The following is a 22,438-nucleotide window of genomic DNA, read 5'->3' as shown; positions in this document are numbered from 1 at the left end:
ACCGTCAGTCCATCGTCGGGATGACGAAGTGGTTCTGCGCCACAGCTTCCTTGCGGCCGCTGGGCCACCGCTGGGTGACCGTCTTGGTCTTGGTGTAGAACCGCACCGAATCCGGTCCGTGCTGATTGAGGTCGCCGAATCCGGACCGCTTCCAGCCACCGAAGGTGTGGTACGCGATCGGCACCGGAATGGGAACGTTGACGCCGACCATGCCGACGTTCACCCGCGCGGTGAAGTCGCGCGCCGTGTCACCGTCGCGCGTGAAGATCGCGACACCGTTGCCGTACTCGTGAGCCGACGGCAGGCGCAGGGCCTCCTCGTAGTCGGCCGCACGCACGATCTGCAGCACCGGTCCGAAGATCTCCTCCTTGTAGATGCGCATGTTCGTCGTCACCTTGTCGAACAGCGTTGCGCCGGTGAAGAACCCGTTCTCGTGGCCGGCAAGGGAGAAGCCTCGGCCGTCGACCACCAGGTCCGCACCCTCGTCGACACCGATCTGCACGTAGTCCGTGACGCGCTGGACGGCCTCGGCCGTGATGAGCGGTCCGAAGTCGCTGCCCGCATCGTCGCTGCGTCCGACGCTGAGCTTCTCGACGCGCTCGACCAGCTTGGCGCGCAGGGCCTCCGCGGTCTCCTCGCCGACGGGCACGGCCACGGAGATGGCCATGCAGCGCTCACCCGCACTGCCGTAGCCGGCACCGATCAGCGCATCGGCCACCTCGTCGAGGTCGGCGTCGGGCATGACGATGGCATGGTTCTTCGCACCGCCGAAGCACTGGGCGCGCTTGCCGTGCGCCGCCGCCGTCTCGTAGATGTACTGGGCGATGGGCGTGGAGCCGACGAAGCCCACCGCGCTGACGCGGGGGTCGGTCAGGATCGCGTCGACTGCTTCCTTGTCGCCGTTGACGACGTTGAAGATTCCGGGAGGGCCACCGGCCTCGAGGAAGAGTTCGGCCAACCGCAGCGGCACGGAGGGGTCCCGCTCGGACGGCTTGAGGATGAACGCGTTGCCGCAGGCGATGGCGGGCGCGGCCTTCCACAGCGGGATCATCGCGGGGAAGTTGAACGGGGTGATACCGGAGACGACACCGAGAGGCTGACGCATCGAGTACACGTCGATACCCGTTCCGGCACTCGCCGTGAACTCACCCTTGAGCAGATGCGGGATGCCGGTGGCGAACTCGACGACCTCGAGTCCGCGCTGGATGTCGCCCTTGGCATCGGCCACGGTCTTGCCGTGCTCGGACGAGAGCAACTGGGCGAGCGGCTCCATGTTCTCGTTGATCAGGGCCAGGAAGCGCATCAGGACGCGGGCACGCTTCTGCGGGTTCTGCAGCGCCCACTCGACCTGCGCCTCCTCGGCGTTCGCCACGGCCGCCTCGACCTCCGCCGTACTGGCGAGCGGAACGCGGGCCTGCACCTCGCCGGTGTTCGGGTCGAAGACGTCGGCGAAACGGCCCGACTCCCCCGCCACGTGCTGTCCACCGATGTAGTGCGTCAGTTCTCGGGTCACGGATCCACCTTCGTCGTCGTTGAGTGAGGTGATCCTATAGTCGGACGTCCACGTATGTCCAGGATCACGCCCCGCCCATCCGCCGATAGAGCGCATCGAGCTCCGCCATCGCGGACCGCACCCCGCGCTCGTCGACGTCCGCAGTCCGCAACGCGATGCGCAGCAACGACGCCTCGAGATCGTCCGACGCCGGCGAGAACAGCGGGTCCGGCAGCGCGGGCAGCGTCGTCGCGTCACCGAAGTGATCGTCCGGATCGACCGTCGCCTCCGCGTCCTCGACGAACCCGACCAGGGCATCGAGGTCGACTCCGCGCAGCGCCAGCAGGCGGGTCGGGTCCTCGTCGATCCGCTCCGCGGCGAGATACGTCAGCGCCGCGGCGTGCTTGCAGGGCCACCCGCTGTCGGGGCAGGTGCAGTCGAAATCGAGCTGCGACGCACTCGACAGCAGCAGCCGCGGCCCCAGCGCCCGCGGAACCGAGCCGGAGGCGAGCTCGGTCAGCATGCCGGGCGACTCCTGCACGTCGGACATCAGCGCGTCCATGTCGAACGGATCCAGGACAGCGATGCTCACGGACGCCGAGAACGGCTCCACCTGACTGCCCTGGACGTCGCCGTCGATCCGCCCCGGCCGGAGTTCGAGGGAGATCACCTGCCCGCCGCGGGCGTACGTCCGTCCGCGCGAGAGCCGCCCGGCGTCGGCGATCGACTCGATGGTCTCCACGAACTGCTTGCCCCACCACGTGCGACCGAAGGCGCCCCGAGAGGTCTTCGCCGCGATGCCGTCCGGGATCCGCCGCCGGGGGCCGAACTGGTCGAACTGCGCCATCAGTCGCCCACCGCGTCCTCGGAGAGCGCGAGCAGATCGCGCAACTCCCCCGTCGACAACTCGGTGATCCAACTCTCGCCGGAGCCCACCGCGAGATCGGCCAGATCCTTCTTCGTGGTGAGCATGGTGTCGATGCGCTCCTCCACGGTGCCGACGCACAACAACTTGCGCACCTGGACGTCCTTGCGCTGGCCGATGCGGAACGCGCGATCCGTCGCCTGGTTCTCCACCGCCGGATTCCACCACCGGTCCAGGTGCACCACGTGATTGGCGGCCGTCAGGTTGAGGCCGGTGCCACCCGCCTTGAGCGAGAGCACCATGATCGGAGGACCGCCGGCGGACTGGAACTCCTCGACCATCGCGTCCCGTCGGCCCTTGCTCACACCACCGTGCAGGAACGGGACGGGAACGCCGAACCGGCGTTCGAGGTACGGCGCCACCATCGATCCGAACGCCGTGAACTGGGTGAACAACAACGCCTTCTCGCCGTCGCCGAGGACCGAGTCGAGGATGTCGTCCACGAGTGCGAGTTTGCCGGAGCGGTGCTTGCCACGACGTAACACCGTCGACCCGTCGTCGAGGAAGTGCGCCGGGTGGTTGCACACCTGCTTGAGCCGGGTCAGCGCGCCGAGCACCGCACCCTTGCGCGCCATGCCCTCGCTCTCGGCGATCTGTCGCATCATCTCGTCGACGACGGCCTGGTACAGGCTCGCCTGCTCGGCGGTGAGGTTCGAGCGCACGGTCATCTCGAACTTGTCGGGCAGATCCGCGATGACCGTCTTGTCGGTCTTCACCCGCCGCAGAACGAACGGTGACGTGAGGGAGCGCAACCGGGCCACGGCGGTCTCCTCCTTCTCGCGTTCGATCGGGATCGCGAAGCGTGCCCGGAACGTGGCCGGGGTGCCCAGGATGCCGGGGTTGCAGAAGTCGAAGATCGACCGGAGCTCGTCCAACCGGTTCTCCACGGGCGTGCCCGTCAGCGCGATCCGGTGCGCCGCGGGAATCGCCCGCGCCGCGCGGGCCTGCGCCGTGCTGCTGTTCTTGACGTGCTGGGCCTCGTCGAGCACCACCCGTCGCCAGGTCTGCGCCGACAGTTCGCCCACGTCGCGGGCCGACAATGCGTACGTCGTGACCACCAGATCGTGCGAGCGCACCGCAGCCGTCAGGTCGTCCCCCGTCGCGCGATCCGGCCCGTGGTGCACCAGCACGCGCAGGGTCGGCACGAACTTCGCCGCCTCGCGCTGCCAGTTGCCCACCACCGACATGGGCGCGACGAGCAACGTCGGTGTCACCGATCGCTCGTGCGCCAGGAGAACCAGCAGCTGCAGCGTCTTTCCCAACCCCATGTCGTCGGCCAGTACCGCCCCGAGGCCGGCCGAACTCATGAAGGCGAGCCACTCCACACCGCGCTGCTGATACGGCCGCAGCGTCGCGTGCACCGAGTCGGGCACCTCCACCGGTTCCGGCCGGCGGTCCGGGTCGAGCAACTTCTGCGCCCAGCCGGTGGCCTCGATCCGCTCGACGGGAACCGGCGGCGGCTTCTCGGCGGACAACTGCCCCAGCACGTCGGCGAGCGGCAGGGCGCGGTCCCGGTTCTGCTTCTTCACGTACTCGATCGCGCGGCTCAGGGCGGTTCCGTCGGCCTGCACCCAGGTGCCGCGCAGTCGCACCAGGTCGCCCTTCGTCGACGCGAGCCGGGCCATCTCCTCCGGCGTCAGTTCCATGTCGCCGATCGCCAGTTGCCAGTCGTACGAGACGATCTCGTCCAACCCCACCGCCCGGTTCTCCGCGGTGGGCGACGGCGGCGAGTCGACCTTCAGCCGCAACGACGCGTCGAGGCGACTCCACGCCCGCGGAAGCAGCACCCCGACCGACACGGCACGCAGCTTCTCGACCCCGTGCAGCACGAAGTCGGTCACCGCCGCCGTGGGCAGCAGCATGTCGAGCGAGCCGGTGTCCGTCGCCATCGAGCGCAGCGGCTCGTACGCGGCCATCGCCTCGCCGAGCTTCGCCACCGCGACCCGGAACAGTTCCGCGTCGCGCACACCCGGCGCTCCGCCACCGTGTGCACCGGGCGCGCCGCCGCGGTGCACCACCACCGGCGTCGGCGCCTCACCGTCCGGACGCAGCAACACCTCGAGCGGCCACAACGGCTCCCCGGTCTCCTCGTCGTCGTCCGGTTCGGTGAGCCGCAGGACCAGCTCGGGCTCGTCGCCGCGCAGGCTCGCCCGCCACTGCTCCAGTGCCGCCTCGGAGCGAGCCGATCCCTCCTCGTACGGCTCCTCCTCGACGAGGGACCACAAGAGCGGATGCTCGACTCCGGGGCGTCCGATGACGCGGCGCACGATCGGATCCGTCACCTCGGCGAGCAGGTCGTCGAGGACGGCGCGCGCACCGCCCTCCGCACTCTGCACCGGCGGCATCGCGGCCGCCAGTTCCGCGCGCCACGCGCGCTGTGGCTCCCCTCCGACCAGTCGCCACCGCAGCCACCACTGCGACTCGAACCGCACCTGCACCGGGACCACTCGCGCGGCACGGACCCACCGCTCCACCCCGGCCACCACGAGGGCGAGATAGCGCAGATCCCCGGAGATCGCGGGATGGCGGGGCGGAACGCGCAACAGCAGTTCCGCTGCGTCCGCCGGCGCCAGCGCGATCGACGGCATCGACACCGCCACGTGTCCGCGCGGCGTCGGCAGGGTGACGTCGGCACGGTGCCGCATCCGTCGGGACATCACCTTGGCCAGGTGAGGCGGGAGCTCCGGCGTGTCGGCCGAGTGACGGTCGCCGCTCGGGGCGTCGTCGTCCTCCCACAACATCAGGCCTCGACCGGGGGTCCAGAGGCCGTGGAGCATGGTGCCATCCAATCACTGCGAGGCCTGTGCAGAACGTCCCGCGTCCTGTCGGACCCACCCGGCATACTCGCTCCTCGTGACCTTCTCCTCGACCCGGCCGACGCGGCGTCTCGCGTCCGCGCTCGTCGCCGCGATGGTCCTGGCCGTCCTCACCGGCTGCTCGACGCTGCTGGGCGCGCCCACTCCCGCACCGGGCAGTCCCCCCGCGACGACGATCGAGTCACTGCTCGCGCAGGTCGCCGTCGTGGACTCCCGGCCCGACGTGCCGGGGTACGAGCGCAGTTGCAAGGCCGGGGACGGATGCGTGTTCGGTCCCGCCTGGACCGACGACTACGACGGCCCGGGTGGACACGACGGCTGCGGCACCCGCGACAACGTGCTGCAGCTCGCGCTCACCGACGTGCAATTCCGGCCGGGAACCAACGACTGCGTCGTCGTGGCGGGATCGTTGAACGATCCGTTCACGGGATCGGTGCTGCCGTTCAGCAAGCAGAGCGCAGGCGACGTGCAGATCGACCACACCTACCCGCTGGCGGCGGCGTGGGACATGGGCGCATGGCAGTGGCCGCTCGATCAGCGCATCCGTTTCGCCAACGACATCACGTACAACCTCATGGCCGTCTCGGGTGCGGAGAACCAGTCGAAGAGCGACAAGACCCCCTCGGACTGGATGCCTCCCAACGGCGCGTACCACTGCTACTACGCGGGGCGGTTCCTCACGGTGGCCGTCCGGTACGGGCTTCCCGTCACGGTGGCAGACCGGGACGTGCTGACCACGGTGTCGAACTCCTGCCCCTGACTCCGTCCGAACCCGAGCCGTCGCCGGAACCGTTACGCTGCCCGTCATGTCGCGTGTGTTCACCAAAGACACCCAGCTCTGCATGTCGTTGTCCGGGCGGCCCAGCAACATCGGGACTCGGTTCCACAACTACCTCTACGACGAGCTGGATCTGAACTTCGTCTACAAGGCGTTCACCACCACCGACCTCCCCGCGGCCGTCGCCGGAATCCGTGCGCTCGGAATCCGCGGCTGCGGAGTGTCCATGCCGTTCAAGGAGGCCTGCATCGAGCACGTCGACGTCATGCACGACTCGGCGTCCGCGATCGACTCGGTGAACACCATCGTCAACGAGGACGGCGTGCTGCACGCCTACAACACGGACTACCAGGCCGTCGCGGACCTCGTCCGGGAGGCCGGTCTCGACCCGTCGTGGTCGGTCGCGGTCACGGGCAGTGGCGGCATGGCCAAGGCCGTCGTCGCCGCGCTGCGGGACACGGGCTTCACCACGGGAACTGTCGTGGCGCGCAACGAGAGAACCGGACCGGCTCTCGCCGAGAAGTACGGCTACGGCTGGTCGGCCACCGCCGACGACGTCTCGGCCGACGTCCTCGTCAACGTGACACCCGTCGGGATGGCCGGCGGTCCGGACTCCGACGCGCTGCCGTTCGCCACCGAGCAGATCGCCGCCGCTCGCGCCGTCGTCGACGTGGTCGCGGTGCCGTCAGAGACACCGCTGATCGTCGCGGCGCGCGCCGCCGGAAAGCCCGTGATCACCGGTGCGCAGGTGGTGGCACTGCAGGCCGCGGAGCAATTCGCGCTGTACACCGGCGTGCGCCTGCGCACCGAGCAGATCCAGCGGGCCTCCGAGTTCAGTCGGCGCTGAGGTCGTTCGACCAGCCGACTACTCACGGAACATTCTGGCGGTGACCTCGAGGGCGGCGCGCCGTGGGAGCAACCGCACACCGGCCGACTGCAGCTTGTTGTTCACTCCGGACACCACCGAGGCCGGGGGCCGCTTGGCCGCGAGCGCCGCGAACGTCGTGTCCATGACCTGTTCCGACGTCTGCATCTTCCCGAACGCGGCGTCCTTGCTGCCGAGCACCTCGAAGAACTCGGTCTCGGTGGGACCCGGCGAGACCGCCATGACGGTGACACCGGTCCCGCGAGTCTCGACGGCCAGCGCCTCGGTGAAGCTGAGCACGAACGCCTTGCTCGCCGCGTAGACGGCCATTCCCGGGAGCGGTTGGTACGCAGCCGTGCTCGCGAGCGTGACCAGCACACCCGCGCCGTGCTCGATCATGCCCGGCAGGAACGCACGCGAGAGATCGACGACAGCAGCGATGTTCACGGCGATCTCGTTGCCGAGCGTCACCGGATCCTCCTCGACGAACGGCTGGTGCGTCCCGAATCCCGCATTGTTGATCAGCGAGTGCACCGTGATGCCGCGGTGACCGAGAGTCGCCTTCAGCGCCGATCCCGCACCGGGCACGGCGAGGTCCGCGGCGATCGGGGTGGCGGTGACACCGTGCCGGGAGGAGATCTCCGCCGCCAACTCCTCGAGGCGATCGAGTCGCCGCGCGACGAGAACGACGTCGCACCCGAGGGACGCGAAGCGTCGTGCGAAATCGGCACCCAGGCCCGAGCTCGCGCCGGTGACGAGGACGGTGGATCCGCGGAGACGCGTACGCAGTGTCGACAAGGTCATCCGCTCACTGTAGGGACCGGACGTCCGACGATCAGAAGTGCTGCCATGTGGGTTTCTCCGACAACGCGTACCGGTAGTAGTCACTCGACCCCAGCACCGACGCCGCGCCCTCGTCGACGACCACGGTCACGTGCGGATGCATCTGGATCACCGACGCCGGACAGGACGCGGCCAGCGGCCCCTCCACCGACGCGGCGAGAGCCTCCGCCTTCCCCTCGCCGAGTGCGACGAGGACCAGATGGCGGGCCTCGAGAATCGTGCCCAGACCCTGGGTCACCACGTGATGCGGTACCTCGTCGGCGGAGTGGAAGAAGCGTGCGTTGTCCTCCCGCGTGCGGCGCGTGAGGGTCTTGACCCGCGTGCGGGAGACGAGCGACGACCCAGGTTCGTTGAAGCCGATGTGGCCGTCGGACCCGATGCCCAACAATTGCACGTCCACACCGCCCGACGCGGCGATCGCGGCGTCGTAGCGAGCGCACTCGGCCGCGATGTCCGCCGCCTCGCCGTTCGGACCGTCGATGTCATCCGCGTCGATGTCGATGTCCGCAGCGAACTCCGTGGCGATCACCGAACGGTACGACTGCGGGTGGGCGGCCGGCAGACCCACGTACTCGTCGAGGAGGAACGCCCGGCAGGACGCGAACGACAACGCCTCCTCGCGATGCCGCCGACCGAGCTCCCGGTACGTCCCCAACGGGGTGGACCCCGTCGCCACGCCCAGCACCGCGGCGCCCTGCCGAACCCTGCGTTCGACGATGTCCGCCACGGTGCGGTGCACCGCCGCTGCGTCGTCACGGATGACGATCTCCATCCGGCACACCCACTTCCACTCGTCCGCGCCTCACGACGCTCGTCACGGTCAGATCGGCATCGGTGATCACGATGTCCGCGCGCATCCCGGCCGCCAGGCGCCCCACCCTGTCCTGCAGGCCGAGGAACCGAGCCGGTGTGGTCGCCCCCATTCGCACCGCCGACACCAGGTCGACTCCCGACTCGGTCACCGCCCGTCGCACGATGTCGAGCACTGTCGACGTTCCGCCCGCGATGGCTCCCGGCGCATCGCCGTCCTGTGTCAGACGCGCCACCCCGTCCGCGACCGTCACGTCGAGCGAGCCCAATCGGTAAGGGCCGTCACTCATCCCGGCCGCGGCCATGGCGTCGGAGACGAACACGATGCCGTCGGGTCCGACGAGGTCGACCACCATGGCGACCGTCCAGGCATCGAGATGCACTCCGTCACCGATGAGTTCGAGCACCATCTCGCCGCGTCCCGCCGCCACGAGACACGCGGCGACCGGTCCGGGCGCCCGATGATGCAGCGGCGGCATCCCGTTGAACAGATGGGTGGCGCTCACCGGCCCGGTCAGCCGCGCCAGCGCTGCCGTGACCGTGGCCGCATCGGCGTCGGTGTGGCCCACGCTCGGACGGATGTCGTACTCGGCCATCACCCGAGCGAGGGCGTCCAGGTTCGCGGTCTCCGGTGCCAGCGTCATCGACCGCACGGCTCCCCCACCGGCCGCCACCACGGCCTCGAGGAGACGCGGATCGCCCGGGACGATCGCCGCGGGATCCTGTGCACCGCAACGGCTACGGGCGAGGAACGGCCCCTCGAGATGAACGCCCGCGATGTCGCCGCGGCGCCACAGCTCCGCCAGCAGTGTCGTCCTGTCGACGAGCACCTCGCGCGGGGCGGACACGAGGGAGGCGAGCATGGTCGTCGTCCCGCTGCGCACGTGATGCTCGACAGCGGCTTCGACGGCGTCGGCCGTGGCATCGGGAAAGCCTGCTCCCCCGCCGCCGTGGCAGTGCACGTCCACCATGCCCGGCAGAATCGTCGAGGACGACGGCGGGACGGCGATGTCCGTCCGCCCGCGGGCCGGGCCCACCCGGACGATCCGATCGTCCTCGAACTCCACCACCCCGTCCTCGAGCACGCCGTCCACCAGGACGACGCGCCCGCGGAGGAGGGTCACGCCGAGCCGCCGCCGGCCGGCTTGTCCGTCGGCGCGGTCGTGGCGTCCGTCGATGCGGTGGTGGCCGCCGGTGCGCCGGTGGTCAACGCCGCGTCGTCGAGGGTCACGTCGTCCTCACGTCCGGGCGTGCGCAGATTCCACTTCTTGATGACGAAACTGAACAGCACGTAGTAGATGACGGCGTAGACCAGGCCGATCGGGATGAGAAGCCATGCCTTGGTGGCGATGCCGTAGTTCAGCAGGTAGTCGATACCGCCCGCGGAGAAGAAGAAACCGTCGTGAATTCCGAGCGCATTGGTCAACGCCATCGAGGTACCGGTCAGCACCGCGTGCACGATGTAGAGCGGCCAGGCGACGAACATGAACGAGTACTCGAGCGGCTCGGTGATACCGGTGACGAAGGCCGTGAGACCGGTCGAGAGCATGATGCCGCCGACGAGCTTCTTCTGCGACGGCTTCGCGTTGCGGTAGATCGCGAAGGCAGCGGCGGGCAGCGCGAACATCATGATCGGGAAGAAGCCGGTCATGAACACTCCGGCGCTCGGGTCCCCGGCGAAGAAGCGGTTGAGGTCGCCTCGGACGATCTGGCCGCTCGCGTCCGTGTAGTCACCGACGAGGAACCACACGACGGAGTTGAGGATGTGGTGCAGGCCGGTCGGGATGAGCATGCGATTGGCGAAACCGTAGATACCGCTGCCCACGACGGAGTGATCGGCGACGGTGGTGCCCACCCAGTTCAGGGCGCTGTAGAACAGCGGGTACACGAAGGACATCAGGACGCCGACCACGAGACCGGTGATCGCCGTCAGGATCGGGACGAGGCGTCGGCCGCTGAAGAAGCCCAGGTAGTCGGGCAGCTTCTGACGGTAGAAGCGTTGCCAGAGAACGGCGGAGAGCAGACCGATGATGATGCCGGCCAGCACGCCGTAGTCGATGACGGCAGGGTCGCCGTTCGCGTCGACCTCGCCGTCGAGCACCACCGGCGACATGGCCGTGAAGACGCCGTCGACCACCATGTAACCGACCACCGCGGCCAACGCGGTGGAGCCGTCCGACTTCTTCGCCCAGCCGATCGCGATGCCGACTGCGAAGATGAGGGGAAGCCACGTGAAGACCGACTGCCCCGCGGCGGAGATCACCGATGCGGTGGTCTCGAGCGGGGTGAAGCGTCCGAGCAGATCGGGCTGGCCGATGCGGAGCAGGATGCCTGCGGCGGGGAGCACGGCGATGGGCAGCATGAGACTGCGCCCGAATCGCTGCAACCCGGCGAGTGCGCGGGAGTCCTTCTTCTCGGTGGGCGTCTGTGGTGCGGTGTTCCCGGTGGCAGTCGTGCCGGCCATGGCGACCTTCTTCTCGTGTGTGTTGTGGACCGGTTCCATCACGGGTACTGTCCGGTCATAACCAGTTGTAGTTTGACCAGGTGGCAGCCTGATGTCAAACAGAAAGTGTGAGCACGCCCACCTGCATCGCATCGCGCCGGGGGCGGGTCACCGAGCGGAAGGAGCACCGCATGTCCAAGGCGGACGCCATCGTCGCCGGGCTCGGAGGAGCCGGGAACATCGTCGAGATCGAAGCCTGCATCACGCGGCTCCGCACCGAGGTGCGAGACGGAGCACTCGTGAACGAGGCCGCTCTCAAGGCCGCCGGAGCACACGGGGTCTTCCACAAGGGGACGGCCGTGCAGGTCATCGTCGGGCCCGAGGCGGACACCCTCGCCGAGGACATCGACGACATCCTGTGACCGACACCGCCGTGGGCAGCCCGCTCGCGGGCACCGTCATCGCACTGGCCGACGTCCCCGACCCGGTGTTCTCCTCGCAGATGGTCGGCGCCGGCGTGGCTGTCAGACCCGCTTCGACGACCGGAATGGTGGACGTCCACTCTCCCGTGTCCGGGCGCATCCTCAAGCTGCACCCTCATGCCTTCGTGGTTCTGACGGAGGACAGGAAGGGAGTGCTGGTGCACGTCGGTATCGACACCGTGACGATGAAGGGCGAGGGTTTCGAACTCGTCGCAGCAGAGAAGGACTCGGTGTCGGCCGGAGACGTCGTCGTGCGCTACGACCCGGCCGCCGTCGCCGCCGCCGGATTCGACGACGTGTGCCCCGTCGTCGTGATGGACTCCGCCGCGGACTCCTTCGCGACGCCGTCGGTCGGGTCGTCCGTCACTGCCGGTGAGCCGCTCTTCACCCTCTGACGCGCCGGGGTCAGGCCAGCCCGACCAGCTTCTCCGACTCTCTCCACAGCCCGTCGACCACGCCGGGATCGTCTACCTGCCCGTTCGTGCGACCGCGAGCCTTGTGGCGGCTGTAGTAGATCCCGGCGACCTCGGCGTCCGGCTTGTCGACGGCCACCGACACCAACGGCTCGGCGCCCGACTCGGCACTGATCGAGGCCACGTACTTCAGCGGAGTCCGGTAGATCACCCGGAACAGGACGTTGGCGTTGCCGAAGTTGCTGCGCACCGCTCCGGGATGGACGGCCACCGACGTGATGCCGCGGTCGGACCACCGCTCCGTGGCGCCGCGGGTGAAGCCGATGTTCATCAGCTTGCTGGTGCAGTAGGCGCGGAACTCGGCCGGCGAGGAACGGTCGTAGGCGATGTCCTGCAGATCGATTCGTCCACCGAGGTTGCCCACGGACGACGTGTTCACGATACGACTGCCCGCCGTACCGCCGAGTCGGTCGAGCAGCAGGTGGGTGAGCAGGAACGGCGACAGGTGATTGATCTGGACGTTCGGCTCGTGCCCGTCGGCGGTGCGCTTCGACGGATCGAACGTTCCACCCGCGTTGTTCAACAGGACGTCGATGTGATCGACGGAACCCCGCAGCTCGTCCGCGACCCGTCGCACGTCGTCGAACGAGGCGAAGTCGGCCACGAACGCGCGACCACCGATCTCCGAGGCCGCGGCGGCGGTCTTCTCCGGTGAGCGGCCCACGACGAGCACCTCCGCACCGCGTTCCGCCAGGGTGCGCGCGGCGATGCGCCCGATCCCGTCGCTCGCTCCCGTCACGACGATGGTGCGACCGGTGAGCGAACGGGGAGTGGGCACGGAGGAGCCTTTCGATCTGCGGATGGAACGCCTCGACCGAAGTGTACGAGCGGACGGCGTCAGCGACGCTGTCGGCTGTGGACGTCAGCGACGCTGTGGCCGCCGCCCGCCCTGGACCTCCATCGTGAGCTGGTACCGATCGCAGCGGTACCAGCTCTCCGTGTGTTCGATCGGCCGGTCACCGCTGAACGACACCCGGTCGAAATACAGCACCGGCGCCCCACGCTTCGTCCCCAGCAGCGTCGCGGTGTCGTTGTCGGCCGCCGTCGCGCTGACCGTCTGCTCGGCGCGATCGATGGTCTGCCCGTAGTGGGAGGACACCGCGTCGTAGATGGACTTGCTCAGATCGAGATCGACCAGGCCCGGCAGCACGGCGGCGTCGTACCACCCGTCGTCGACGCTGACGGGCTCTCCGTCCGCCAGTCGCAGCCGCTTGATGTGGTACGCCTTGCCGCCCGCGGCGATGTCCAGCGCACGGATGGTGGCCACCGACGGATCCTCGAGCCGCGCGAAGAGAACGACCGTGGTGGGTTCGAGACCCTGCGCGCGCATCTCCTCCGAGAACGACGCCAGGTGGAGCCTCGACTGGACGGGCCGACTGGCGACGAACGTGCCCTTGCCGCGCACCCGCACCAGGTGGCCCTCGTTGACGAGCTGACCGATGGCCTCGCGCACGGTGATCCGACTGACCCCGTAGTCCTCCATGAGGCGCCGTTCGCTCGGCATCAGATCGCCGGGCTGGAGTTCCTTGGTGCACCGGTGCAGCAGGATCGCGCGGAGCTGCTCGTGCTTGGGTACGGCACTGTCGCGGAGGTGGACGGGCATCACCACGGCGTGTACTCCCGAGAATCGGCGCGACCGGAGCGATCTGTGGCGCGAGCGGTACGGACTGGTCCCGTCCAACTTACTACCGTGGCTTCGCCCCGTGCGCCTTTTGCGCACCCTGGGATACGCGAAAGGCGCACGGGGATGGAATCCTCACCCGCATGACCGAGAGCACCGTCCCGTCCGCAGCCGACTGCCCCGTCCTGTGGCCCGTCGCCACCCGCTGGGAGGACAACGACCACTACGGGCACGTCAACAACGTCACGTACTACTCGTACTTCGACACCGCGGTGAACGGGTGGCTCATGCAGAGCACCGGCCTCGACATCCGCACACTCCCGGCCATCGGCGTGGTGGCCGAGACGTCCTGCAGGTTCCTCAGCCAACTGAGCTTTCCCGACGACCTGCAGGTGGGTATCGCCGTCGAGAGGCTCGGCAACACCTCGATCGTGTACGCGCTGAGCATCTTCCGGGTGGACGGCGAAAACTTGACCCCGGCGGCGGCGGGACGGTTCGTGCACGTCTACGTCGACGCCGAGACCCGCCGCCCGACACCGGTCCCCGACGAGATCCGCGCGGTCGTCGAGGCACTCGGACAGTGACAGCCCCCGGCCGGGTGTCCCTCGCCGTGCCGATCGGCGCGGGGGTGGTCACCGCGCTCGTCGGGTTCACCAGCTCGTTCGCGGTGGTCCTCACCGGCCTCCGATCCGTGGGTGCCAGCGAGGCGCAGGCCGCCTCCGGGGTCTTCGCCATGTCTCTGGTGATGGCGCTGGGGATCACGGGTCTCGCACTGCGCTACCGCATTCCGATCACACTGGCCTGGTCCACACCCGGTGCCGCGTTGCTCGCGGGTACCGGAGCGGTGGTCGGCGGATGGCCGGCGGCCGTGGGGGCGTTCGTGACCGTGGGCATCGCAATCGTGCTCACCGGAGTGTGGTCCGGCCTCGGCCGCGTCATCGCGGCGATCCCGGTGTCGTTGGCACAGGCGATGCTCGCCGGCGTCATCCTGCCACTGTGTCTCGAACCCGTGCGGGCCCTCGCGGACAATCCCGCGGCGGTCGCCCCCGTCGTCGTCACATGGGTCGTGCTGCTGCGCTTCTCCCCGCGCTGGGCGGTACCGGCGGCCTTCGCCGTCGCCGCAGTGGTCATCGGCATCTCGCTCACGACGGGCGACACCGAGATCGGCGCCCGATCGCTGCTCCCGAGCCTCGACCTCGTCGCACCCACCTGGACGTGGCAGGCGCTGATCGGCATCGCACTGCCGCTCTACATCGTGACGATGGCGTCGCAGAACATCCCGGGAACGGCCGTCATGGCCTCCTTCGGCTACGCGGTACCGTGGCGAGCCTCGATGACCGTCACCGGTATCGGCACAGCGATCACCGCACCCGCCGGCGTTCACGCCGTCAACCTCGCTGCCATCAGCGCAGCGCTCGCGGCCGCCCCGGACGCGCACCCGGACAAGGATCGTCGGTGGATCGCGGCGGTGGCTGCCGGGGCGTCCTACCTGGCCCTCGCGCTCGCCTCGGCGGCGCTGGCGACCCTCGTCGCCCTTGCGCCGGCCGGCATCGTGGAAACCGTTGCTGGACTGGCGTTGCTGGCCACCCTCGCGGCATCGCTGGCCGCCGCGTTGAGCACCGAGGCGGACCGGGTGCCGGCGGCCATCACGTTCGTCGTCGCCGCCTCGGGTGTGGCGATCGCGGGGATCGGCTCGGCCTTCTGGGCGCTCGTGCTCGGTCTCGTCGTCCGACTGGGCCTCACCCGACGCGCCTGAGGACCGGCGCTCCTCGTGCGCCTTTCGCGTATCCAGGGGTACGCGAAAGGCGCACGGGGGCGGAGCCCACTCAGAGGATCCCGGCCTCCTCCGCCGTGGCGACGGCGCGGCCGATGATGCCGTCCACCAGATCCGTCGTCGGAGAACCGTCGCGTGCCCGGTTGCGCTCGTCGTCGATGGCCCGGCGCATGACGCCCTCGGCGATGACGGACAGCTTCCACAGCGCGAGGGCGTGCCAGTACCCCACCGCGGAGACGTCGCGGCCGGTGGCGGCGGCATAGAGCTCGACCAGCTCATTCCTCGTCGGGAAGCCCGGCAACGTGGAGGACATGAACATGCCCGCGTTGTCGTCGTCGGCCTCCGACCAATAGGCCAGCAACGCACCGACGTCCGCCAGTGGATCGCCGAGCGTGCACAGCTCCCAGTCGACCACCGCGACGATCGCATCGTCGACACTTCCCTCACCGGCTCCGCTGGTGATGATGTTGCTCAGATGGAAGTCGCCGTGCACCAGCGAGACCTCGGTCTGCTCCGGAGCCGAATTCGCGAGCGCGGTGGCCAGGCGCTCGATGTCCGGGACGTCCCGCGTCTTCGACTGCGCCCACTGCGACGACCATCGCTTCAATTGCCGTGCAGCGTAGGGCTTGTGACTCGCCAGATCGGTGAGACCGGTGCTGTCGAGATCGACCGCGTGGATCTTGCCGAGCGTGGCGGGCATGGCCTCACCGATCGTCCGACGACGTGCCTGCGACAGCGTCTCCGCGACGGTCGGGCTGTCGATCACCAGCCCGTCCACATGGCTCATCAGGACCAGGGGCGCATCGGTGACCGCTGGATCGTCGGTCAGCGCGATCGTCGTCGGCACGGGCACCGCGGTGTCCTGCAGCGCGGACAGGATGCGGTACTCGCGAGCGACGTCGTGAGCCGACGCGAGCAGCGTGCCCAGTGGCGGGCGCCGCAGGACCCAGTTGCTGCCCGCGGCGTCGGTCACCGCGAAGGTCAGATTCGACTGCCCGTTACCGATGCGCTCGAAGGTCAGTGACCCCGAGACCCCGATGTCGAGGCTCTCCATCCACGTCGTGACCGCACCGTCGTCGAGGCCCGGTGTCGTTCCCGTCGTCACTTGTCGATCTTCCGGTAGGGCGCCAGCTCGGTGCGTGCGATGGTCCGCTTGTGCACCTCGTCCGGACCGTCGGCGAGACGCAGGGTCCGCAGGTGGGCGTACATGCTGGCGAGCGGGAAGTCGTCGGAGACACCGCCGCCGCCGTGAACCTGGATGGCGCGGTCGACGATCTTCAGGGCCATCGCGGGCGCGGCGACCTTGATGGCCGCGATCTCCACGCGCGCTTCCTTGTTGCTGAACTCGTCCATCATCCAGGCGGCCTTCAGCGTGAGCAGGCGCGCCATCTCGATGTCGATGCGGGCTTCGGCGATCCAGTCCTGGATGTTGGCCTGCGCCGCGATCGGCTTGCCGAACGCCACGCGGGACGACGCACGGTCACACATGAGTTCCAGTGCGCGCTCGGCCATTCCGATCGCACGCATGCAGTGGTGGATTCGGCCAGGGCCGAGACGTGCCTGGCCGATCATGAAGCCGGCACCCGGTCCGGCGAGCACGTCCTTGCCGGGGACGCGGACGTTCTCGAACAGGACCTCGGCGTGACCCTCGCGGTCCTGGTACCCGAACACGGGCAGTCCGCGCAGGACGGTGACGCCCGGCGCGTCGATCGGCACGACCATCATCGACTGCTGTTCGTACGTCGACGCCTCGGGCGCGGTCTTGCCCATGACGATCAGCACCTTGCAGTTCTGGTGCAGGGCGTTCGAGGTCCACCACTTGCGGCCGTTCAGGATCCAGTCCTCGCCGTCGGCCACCATGGACATCGCGATGTTGGTCGCGTCGGAGCTGGCGACATCGGGCTCCGTCATGGCGAAGGCCGAGCGGATGGTGCCCTCGAGCAACGGGGCGAGCCACTTCTCCTTGTGCTCGTCCGTGCCGAAGCGGGTGAACACCTCCATGTTGCCGGTGTCCGGTGCGGCGCAGTTGCAGGCCTCGGGCGCGATCGCGGGGCTGCGGCCCATGATCTCCGCGAGCGGTGCGTACTCGGCGTTGGTCAGACCGGGGCCGTAGGCGGGATCCGGATGGAAGAGGTTCCAGAGGCCGCGCGACTTCGCGTCGGCCTTGAGCTCCTCGAGGATCGGCGGCTGGAAGTGCGGATCACCGGACTCCAGGATCTGCTGGGCGTAGACCGCCTCCGCCGGATAGACCTTCTCGTCCATGAACGCCAGCAGGCGCTGCTGGTAGTCCTTGCACCGATCCGAGTACGCGAAATCCATGTCAGCGATCCTGTCCTGGCCGTGCGGCCGTCTCGAGAGATGTTCGGTACCGACGCATCCCGGCGATCCACCGGTCGTAGTCGGCACTCTTGTGCGAGTAGAACGTGAGCACCTCGGGGTGCGGGAGAACGAGGAACTTCTCGGTCTCCATCGCCTCGAGGACGATGCGAGCGACGTCCTCCGGTTCGAGGACGGTGCCGGCGCCGGTCACGGCGGAGGCCGCCACCGAGGCACCCTCGGCGTCACTGTCGAAGCCCGAGTTCAGGAGCGCCGTGTTGACGCCCATCGGGCACAGGCAGCTCACCGCGATGCCCTTGTCGCCGTAGGTGACCGACAACCATTCGGCGAAGCCGACGGCGGCGTGCTTGGACACCGAGTAGGTGGCCGATCCGATCTGGGTGAGCAGGCCCGCCGCGGACGCGGTGGACAGGAAGTAGCCGTGCGTTCCGCGCTCGATCCATCGCGGGATCACCACGCGCGCAGCGCGCACATGGGCGAGGACGTTGACCGACAGCGCGGTGTCCCAGGCGGCGTCGGTGCTGTCGAGCCCCATCCCTGCCGTCGTCCCGGCATTGGCGATGTAGATGTCGAGTGGCCCGAACGCCTCCTCGACCCGCTCGATCATCTGGGCGATCACCGCGTCGTCGGCGACGTCGCCGCCGACGGCGATGCACCGCTCCCCCAGTCGCGCGGCGACCGCATCGGCGGCCGCCCCGTCGAGATCGGCGACCAGGACCGAGTTCCCGGCCTCGACCAGTGCAGTGGCGAGGGCGGCTCCGATACCGGCGCCACCTCCCGTGACGATGGCGACCTTGTCTGTGACCCGCATCATTCAGATAGTAGGCATGCGCGGTGGGTGACGGGCTTTCAGGGTCCGCGAACTCGAGGTCGACCTCGAGTTCAGAAAGAGGTCCGGTGCCGCTCCTGCTCGACGATCTCGTCGATGTCGCCGAGCCGCTCCATCGAACTGACTGCTCGGCGCGTGCGCATGTTCTTCGCCAGCCGCTCGCGGTGCTTGTGCGTGAACGCCCAGTACCCCGCCGTGAACGGACACGCGTCCTCCCCGACCCGCTTCTTGGGGTCGAACGCGCAGCCCTTGCAGTGGTCGGTCATCCGGTCGATGTACGCGCCGCCGGACGTGTACGGCTTGGTAGCGATCACTCCTCCGTCGGCGTGCTGACTCATGCCGAAGACGTTGACGGGCATGACCCACTCGTACCCGTCGACGAAGTGCTCGGTGAACCACCGGGTGAGCGCCCGCGGGTCGTACCCCCGTTGCAGCGCATGGTTTCCCAGGATCATCAGGCGTGGGATGTGGTGCACCCACCCGCGATCGTGCACGCCGGCGAGGGCGTCGGACAGACACGCCGCGGTGACCTCCTCCGCATCCAGGGTCTGGAACCATCCGGGCAGCGGGGTGTCGGCATCGAGGGCATTGGTGCGCATGTAGTCCTCGCCCAGATGCCAGTAGAGGTGCCACACGTACTCGCGCCACCCGAGGATCTGGCGTACGAACCCCTCGACGCTCGCCAGCGGTGCCGTCCCGTCCCGGTAGGCCTGCTCGGCGGCGCGCGCCGCGTCCAACGGGTGCAGCACACCGAGGTTGAACGGCACCGACAGCAGCGAGTGCGACATGGTCCAGTCCGCCGCCATCACGGCGTCCTCGTAGGGACCGAACGTGGCGAGACGGGTGGCCACGAAGGTCTCCAGCGCCGACGCCGCCTCGGCTGCGGTGACGGCGAAGAGACGCGGTCCGTCCTCGCCGGACCAGTCGACGTCCATGGCGTCGAGATCCGCGCGCACACCGGCGTCGATGTCGTCCTCCTCGGGCCACCACGGTTCGGGAACACCGAGTGTCGTCCGCTTCTTGGGCGGCTTCTCCCTGTTCTCCGCGTCGAGGTTCCAGGTGCCGCTCACCGGGTTCTCGCCGTCCATCAGGATGTCGAACCGGCGGCGCTGCTCTCGGTAGAAGTTCTCCATCAGGAACGACTTCTTGCCGCCCGCCCACTCGGCGAAGTCCGCACGGGACAGGGCGAACGTCGGGGTCGGCACGATCTCCTCGACCAGACCCTCGTCGGCCAGCCGACGGACGAAGGCCTCCGCACGCCGCGACGTCGGTTCGTGCACGACGACCGGGCGCCCGACGCGGGCGAGGCCCTCGCGGTAGGTGTCGGCTCGGATGTACGTGGCACGGTCGCCGAGTTCGTCCGCGAGGTGCCGCATGCCGCTGAGCAACAGATGCGCCTTCTGCCGATGACCCCGTCGACGGCCCAACGCACGCGCCGACTCGATGATGACGACTTCGCGGTCCACCATCTCCTCGGACGAGTGGACATGGGGGCCGAGCTGATCGGCGAACACCCAGAGCGGAGCCGGAGAGGACATGCTCTGCTGTTCCCCGTCCTCCGCGGAGCCAACCGGCCGGGCACCGCTACGCGTGACCGTCCGACACCGTCACCCGATGCCCATCCTGCTCGTTCTGTGCGTGTCGGTGCGGCAATCGCCGAGCGAGTTGCTCACTCTCGTCCGCATCACTTGCGCAATGCGGTCAGGCGAGCATGCTGTGAGGTGAGCCACACCCGGTTCGTCCACACTGTGCGCCCTCCTCTCACGACGAGGTCCGCGCACCGGCGGAGAGGAAGCCCATGACCCGATCGGACACATCACCGCGGGGCGATCGCATCGCGCATCCCGTGCAGCTCGTCCAGCCCGACGGCCGGCGAGTGCACGACCCCGAGCACTGGCGACTCGTCGCCGACGTCGACGCCGCTCACATGCTCGACATGTACCGCGACATGGTGGTCGCTCGCCGCATCGACACCGAGGCGACCGCGCTGCAGCGTCAGGGTGAGCTGGGACTGTGGGCACCGCTGCTGGGTCAGGAAGCAGCCCAGGTGGGCTCGGCTCACGCCGTCACCGCGGACGACTACATCTTCACGAGCTACCGCGAGCACGCGGTGGCGTACTGCCGAGGCGTGCCGGTGGAGAAGCTCACCGCACTGTGGCGCGGCACCGCGCACTCCGGCTGGGATCCGGACGAGTACAACATCACCAACCCGGCGATCATCGTCGGAGCGCAGGGTCTGCATGCCACCGGCTACGCCATGGCGGCGCGACTCGACGGTGCCGAGATCGCCACGGTCGCTTACTTCGGTGACGGCGCCACGAGCGAGGGCGACATCTCGGAGGCGTTGTCGTTCTCGGTCTCCTTCGGGGCCGGCGTCGTCTTCTTCTGCCAGAACAACCACTGGGCCATCAGCGAGCCCGTCGCGCTGCAGAGTCCGCTGCCGCTCGCCTCCCGTGCCGCCGGCTTCGGCATGCCCGCCCTGCGGGTCGACGGCAACGACGCCCTCGCCGTCCTCGCCGTCACCCGTGCCGCCGCGCATCGAGCCCGCACCGGCGGAGGCCCCACGTTCATCGAGGCCATGACCTACCGCATGGGCCCGCACACCACGTCCGACGATCCGACGCGGTACCGCGCCGACGCCGAGCGCGACGTGTGGGCGGCGCGCGATCCGTTGGACCGCCTCGACAGACTGCTCACCCGCGAGGGCGCCCTGACACCGTCCGTGCGCGAGGGCATCGCCGCGACCGCCGACGACGTCGCCGCCCGGCTCCGCTCCGCCACGATCTCCGCCGTCGATCCGGAGTCGTCCACCCTGCTCGACCACGTCTACGCCGAACCCCACGCTGTGGTGGACCGCCAGAAGGAGACACTGCGATGACCACCGGAACCCTCTCCCGCGCCGGCGCGACCACCGCGTCGTCCGATCTCCACGTCAAGGGCACCCTCGGTGGTGCAATCAACGCAGGTCTCCGCGCCTCCCTCGAGGCCGACGACAAGGTCGTGCTGATGGGCCTCGACATCGGCAAGCTCGGCGGTGTGTTCCGCGTGACCGACAGACTGCAGAAGGACTTCGGCGATCAGCGCGTGCTCGACATGCCCCTCGCCGAGTCCGGCATGGTGGGTACCGCGTTCGGCATGGCGCTGCGCGGCTACCGCCCCGTCGTCGAGATCCAGTTCGACGGGTTCGTCTATCCGGCCTTCGACCAGATCGTGTCCCAGGTGGCCAAGATCCGGTACCGCACCGCCGGTCGCATCGGCGCCCCGATGGTCATCCGCATCCCGTTCGGTGGTGGCATCGGAGCCGTCGAACACCATTCGGAATCTCCCGAGGCGTACTTCGCCCATACGGCCGGCTTGCGGGTGGTCAGCCCGAGCACGCCTCACGACGCCTACTGGATGATCCAGCAGGCCGTGCACTCGGAGGACCCCGTCGTCTTCCTCGAGCCCAAGCGTCGGTACTGGGACAAGGGCGAATGGGCCACCGATGCGCCCGATCTGCCGCTGGACGCCGCTCGCGTGTGCCGCACCGGTACCGACGCGACAGTGGTGGCCTACGGGTCGATGGTGCAGACCGCACTGAAGGCAGCCGAGGTGGCGGAGTCCGAGGGCCACAGCCTCGAGGTCGTCGATCTCCGGTCCCTCTCACCGCTGGACACCGACACGGTCTGTCGGTCCGTGCGTCGGACCGGGCGCCTCGTCGTCGTGCACGAGGACACGGGCTACCTCGGCATCGCGGCGGAGGTGGCGGCCCAGGTGTCGCAGGAGTGCTTCTACTCGCTGGAGGCACCCGTCCAGCGGGTCACGGGCTTCCACGTTCCGTACCCGCCGGCACGCCTCGAGCGGCACCACCTCCCTGACGTCGATCGGATTCTCACGGGAGTCGACACGGTTCTCGCAGGCTGACGCGCCGCACGGGAATCACTGCGCCGGGTCACAGGATTCTGCCAGCC

21 protein-coding genes are annotated in these 22,438 nt (G+C 68.9%); 8 read left to right on the top strand and 13 right to left on the bottom strand.

Annotated features, from left to right (window positions below; genetic code table 11):
• Positions 1-4: 4 nt before the first annotated feature.
• The 3 genes from OHB23_RS09980 to OHB23_RS09970 form a co-directional block, all read right to left on the bottom strand.
• On the bottom strand, positions 5-1,513 hold the full coding sequence (locus OHB23_RS09980; RefSeq protein WP_328811496.1) for a CoA-acylating methylmalonate-semialdehyde dehydrogenase: 1,509 nt from the start codon (positions 1,511-1,513) through the stop codon (positions 5-7).
• 64 nt (positions 1,514-1,577) lie between these two features.
• A complete protein-coding gene (locus OHB23_RS09975) occupies positions 1,578-2,339 on the bottom strand; it encodes an SWIM zinc finger family protein (RefSeq protein WP_037187418.1) in 762 nt (253 codons plus the stop codon).
• Positions 2,339-5,194: a DEAD/DEAH box helicase gene (locus tag OHB23_RS09970; protein ID WP_328811495.1), complete on the bottom strand. Its 2,856-nt coding sequence runs from the start codon at positions 5,192-5,194 to the stop codon at positions 2,339-2,341. Before OHB23_RS09970 ends, OHB23_RS09975 begins: the two co-directional genes overlap by 1 nt.
• 133 nt (positions 5,195-5,327) lie before the next feature.
• Here OHB23_RS09970 and OHB23_RS09965 point away from each other — a divergent pair, with 133 nt between their 5' ends.
• On the top strand, positions 5,328-5,993 hold the full coding sequence (locus tag OHB23_RS09965; protein WP_056448586.1) for an HNH endonuclease family protein: 666 nt from the start codon (positions 5,328-5,330) through the stop codon (positions 5,991-5,993).
• A gap of 46 nt (positions 5,994-6,039) precedes the next feature.
• Positions 6,040-6,858 (top strand): shikimate 5-dehydrogenase, encoded by an 819-nt coding sequence (locus OHB23_RS09960; RefSeq protein WP_027507246.1) that lies wholly within the window; start codon positions 6,040-6,042, stop codon positions 6,856-6,858.
• Between the two features lie 18 nt (positions 6,859-6,876).
• Here the strand turns inward: OHB23_RS09960 and OHB23_RS09955 are convergent, their stop codons facing one another.
• The 4 genes from OHB23_RS09955 to OHB23_RS09940 are packed head-to-tail and all read right to left on the bottom strand — an operon-like array spanning position 6,877 to position 10,891.
• Complete coding sequence (locus OHB23_RS09955) at positions 6,877-7,680, bottom strand: SDR family NAD(P)-dependent oxidoreductase (RefSeq protein ID WP_307091936.1); 804 nt, start codon at positions 7,678-7,680, stop codon at positions 6,877-6,879.
• 31 nt (positions 7,681-7,711) lie between these two features.
• A complete protein-coding gene (gene nagB / locus OHB23_RS09950) occupies positions 7,712-8,491 on the bottom strand; it encodes a glucosamine-6-phosphate deaminase (protein WP_328811494.1) in 780 nt (259 codons plus the stop codon).
• Positions 8,472-9,653 (bottom strand): N-acetylglucosamine-6-phosphate deacetylase, encoded by a 1,182-nt coding sequence (locus tag OHB23_RS09945; protein WP_328811493.1) that lies wholly within the window; start codon positions 9,651-9,653, stop codon positions 8,472-8,474. The genes nagB and OHB23_RS09945 overlap by 20 nt, the downstream gene beginning before the upstream one ends.
• Positions 9,650-10,891, bottom strand: coding sequence for a PTS transporter subunit EIIC (locus tag OHB23_RS09940; RefSeq protein WP_442973037.1), 1,242 nt, complete (start codon positions 10,889-10,891; stop codon positions 9,650-9,652). Before OHB23_RS09940 ends, OHB23_RS09945 begins: the two co-directional genes overlap by 4 nt.
• 272 nt (positions 10,892-11,163) lie before the next feature.
• Here OHB23_RS09940 and OHB23_RS09935 point away from each other — a divergent pair, with 272 nt between their 5' ends.
• Together OHB23_RS09935 and OHB23_RS09930 are read left to right on the top strand one after the other, a co-directional pair.
• Positions 11,164-11,394, top strand: coding sequence for a glucose PTS transporter subunit EIIB (locus tag OHB23_RS09935; protein WP_027507251.1), 231 nt, complete (start codon positions 11,164-11,166; stop codon positions 11,392-11,394).
• On the top strand, positions 11,391-11,849 hold the full coding sequence (locus OHB23_RS09930; protein ID WP_222651172.1) for a PTS sugar transporter subunit IIA: 459 nt from the start codon (positions 11,391-11,393) through the stop codon (positions 11,847-11,849). The genes OHB23_RS09935 and OHB23_RS09930 overlap by 4 nt, the downstream gene beginning before the upstream one ends.
• Before the next feature lie 10 nt (positions 11,850-11,859).
• On the opposite strand, the gene OHB23_RS09925 is transcribed toward OHB23_RS09930, so the two are convergent.
• Positions 11,860-12,705 (bottom strand): SDR family NAD(P)-dependent oxidoreductase, encoded by an 846-nt coding sequence (locus OHB23_RS09925; RefSeq protein WP_328811491.1) that lies wholly within the window; start codon positions 12,703-12,705, stop codon positions 11,860-11,862.
• A gap of 84 nt (positions 12,706-12,789) precedes the next feature.
• Positions 12,790-13,533, bottom strand: a complete 744-nt coding sequence (locus OHB23_RS09920; RefSeq protein ID WP_056448583.1) for a GntR family transcriptional regulator — start codon at positions 13,531-13,533, stop codon at positions 12,790-12,792.
• Positions 13,534-13,691: 158 nt separating this feature from the next.
• On the opposite strand from OHB23_RS09920, the gene OHB23_RS09915 reads away from it, so the two are divergent.
• Together OHB23_RS09915 and OHB23_RS09910 are read left to right on the top strand one after the other, a co-directional pair.
• Entirely contained in the window at positions 13,692-14,132 is a 441-nt protein-coding gene (locus OHB23_RS09915; RefSeq protein WP_027507255.1) for an acyl-CoA thioesterase, read from the top strand.
• Positions 14,129-15,304 carry a benzoate/H(+) symporter BenE family transporter gene (locus OHB23_RS09910; RefSeq protein ID WP_328811490.1) on the top strand — a complete coding sequence of 392 codons (1,176 nt, stop codon included), beginning with the start codon at positions 14,129-14,131 and terminating at the stop codon, positions 15,302-15,304. The genes OHB23_RS09915 and OHB23_RS09910 overlap by 4 nt, the downstream gene beginning before the upstream one ends.
• Before the next feature lie 70 nt (positions 15,305-15,374).
• Here the strand turns inward: OHB23_RS09910 and OHB23_RS09905 are convergent, their stop codons facing one another.
• The 4 genes from OHB23_RS09905 to OHB23_RS09890 all read right to left on the bottom strand — a co-directional run bounded on the left by OHB23_RS09905 (position 15,375) and on the right by OHB23_RS09890 (position 20,026).
• Positions 15,375-16,376, bottom strand: a complete 1,002-nt coding sequence (locus tag OHB23_RS09905) for a phosphotransferase family protein (RefSeq protein ID WP_328811616.1) — start codon at positions 16,374-16,376, stop codon at positions 15,375-15,377.
• Between the two features lie 47 nt (positions 16,377-16,423).
• On the bottom strand, positions 16,424-17,641 hold the full coding sequence (locus OHB23_RS09900) for an acyl-CoA dehydrogenase family protein (protein WP_027507258.1): 1,218 nt from the start codon (positions 17,639-17,641) through the stop codon (positions 16,424-16,426).
• Position 17,642: 1 nt separating this feature from the next.
• Complete coding sequence (locus OHB23_RS09895; RefSeq protein WP_027507259.1) at positions 17,643-18,470, bottom strand: SDR family oxidoreductase; 828 nt, start codon at positions 18,468-18,470, stop codon at positions 17,643-17,645.
• Between the two features lie 71 nt (positions 18,471-18,541).
• A complete protein-coding gene (locus OHB23_RS09890; RefSeq protein WP_328811489.1) occupies positions 18,542-20,026 on the bottom strand; it encodes a cryptochrome/photolyase family protein in 1,485 nt (494 codons plus the stop codon).
• 260 nt (positions 20,027-20,286) lie between these two features.
• On the opposite strand from OHB23_RS09890, the gene pdhA reads away from it, so the two are divergent.
• Together pdhA and OHB23_RS09880 are read left to right on the top strand one after the other, a co-directional pair.
• Entirely contained in the window at positions 20,287-21,366 is a 1,080-nt protein-coding gene (pdhA, locus tag OHB23_RS09885) for a pyruvate dehydrogenase (acetyl-transferring) E1 component subunit alpha (protein ID WP_222651183.1), read from the top strand.
• Positions 21,363-22,391: an alpha-ketoacid dehydrogenase subunit beta gene (locus OHB23_RS09880; RefSeq protein WP_222632741.1), complete on the top strand. Its 1,029-nt coding sequence runs from the start codon at positions 21,363-21,365 to the stop codon at positions 22,389-22,391. The genes pdhA and OHB23_RS09880 overlap by 4 nt, the downstream gene beginning before the upstream one ends.
• Positions 22,392-22,438: the final 47 nt, after the last annotated feature.

This window comes from Rhodococcus sp. NBC_00294 (genome assembly GCF_036163995.1).
Lineage (GTDB): Bacteria > Actinomycetota > Actinomycetes > Mycobacteriales > Mycobacteriaceae > Rhodococcoides.
This window is presented reverse-complemented; position numbering and strand designations above follow the sequence as displayed.

Excerpts from the sequence above, each read along its gene's own strand:
- OHB23_RS09975 (WP_037187418.1), bottom strand. The coding sequence starts at position 2,339 with ATGGCGCAGTTCGACCAGTTCGGCCCCCGGCGGCGGATCCCGGACGGC.
- OHB23_RS09970 (WP_328811495.1), bottom strand. The coding sequence starts at position 5,194 with ATGCTCCACGGCCTCTGGACCCCCGGTCGAGGCCTGATGTTGTGGGAG.
- OHB23_RS09965 (WP_056448586.1), top strand. The coding sequence starts at position 5,328 with ATGGTCCTGGCCGTCCTCACCGGCTGCTCGACGCTGCTGGGCGCGCCC.
- OHB23_RS09960 (WP_027507246.1), top strand. The coding sequence starts at position 6,040 with ATGTCGCGTGTGTTCACCAAAGACACCCAGCTCTGCATGTCGTTGTCC.
- OHB23_RS09955 (WP_307091936.1), bottom strand. The coding sequence starts at position 7,680 with ATGACCTTGTCGACACTGCGTACGCGTCTCCGCGGATCCACCGTCCTC.
- nagB (WP_328811494.1), bottom strand. The coding sequence starts at position 8,491 with ATGGAGATCGTCATCCGTGACGACGCAGCGGCGGTGCACCGCACCGTG.
- OHB23_RS09940 (WP_442973037.1), bottom strand. The coding sequence starts at position 10,891 with ATGCTGCCCATCGCCGTGCTCCCCGCCGCAGGCATCCTGCTCCGCATC.
- OHB23_RS09935 (WP_027507251.1), top strand. The coding sequence starts at position 11,164 with ATGTCCAAGGCGGACGCCATCGTCGCCGGGCTCGGAGGAGCCGGGAAC.
- OHB23_RS09915 (WP_027507255.1), top strand. The coding sequence starts at position 13,692 with ATGACCGAGAGCACCGTCCCGTCCGCAGCCGACTGCCCCGTCCTGTGG.
- OHB23_RS09905 (WP_328811616.1), bottom strand. The coding sequence starts at position 16,376 with ATGGAGAGCCTCGACATCGGGGTCTCGGGGTCACTGACCTTCGAGCGC.
- OHB23_RS09900 (WP_027507258.1), bottom strand. The coding sequence starts at position 17,641 with ATGGATTTCGCGTACTCGGATCGGTGCAAGGACTACCAGCAGCGCCTG.
- OHB23_RS09895 (WP_027507259.1), bottom strand. The coding sequence starts at position 18,470 with ATGCGGGTCACAGACAAGGTCGCCATCGTCACGGGAGGTGGCGCCGGT.
- OHB23_RS09890 (WP_328811489.1), bottom strand. The coding sequence starts at position 20,026 with ATGTCCTCTCCGGCTCCGCTCTGGGTGTTCGCCGATCAGCTCGGCCCC.
- pdhA (WP_222651183.1), top strand. The coding sequence starts at position 20,287 with ATGACCCGATCGGACACATCACCGCGGGGCGATCGCATCGCGCATCCC.
- OHB23_RS09880 (WP_222632741.1), top strand. The coding sequence starts at position 21,363 with ATGACCACCGGAACCCTCTCCCGCGCCGGCGCGACCACCGCGTCGTCC.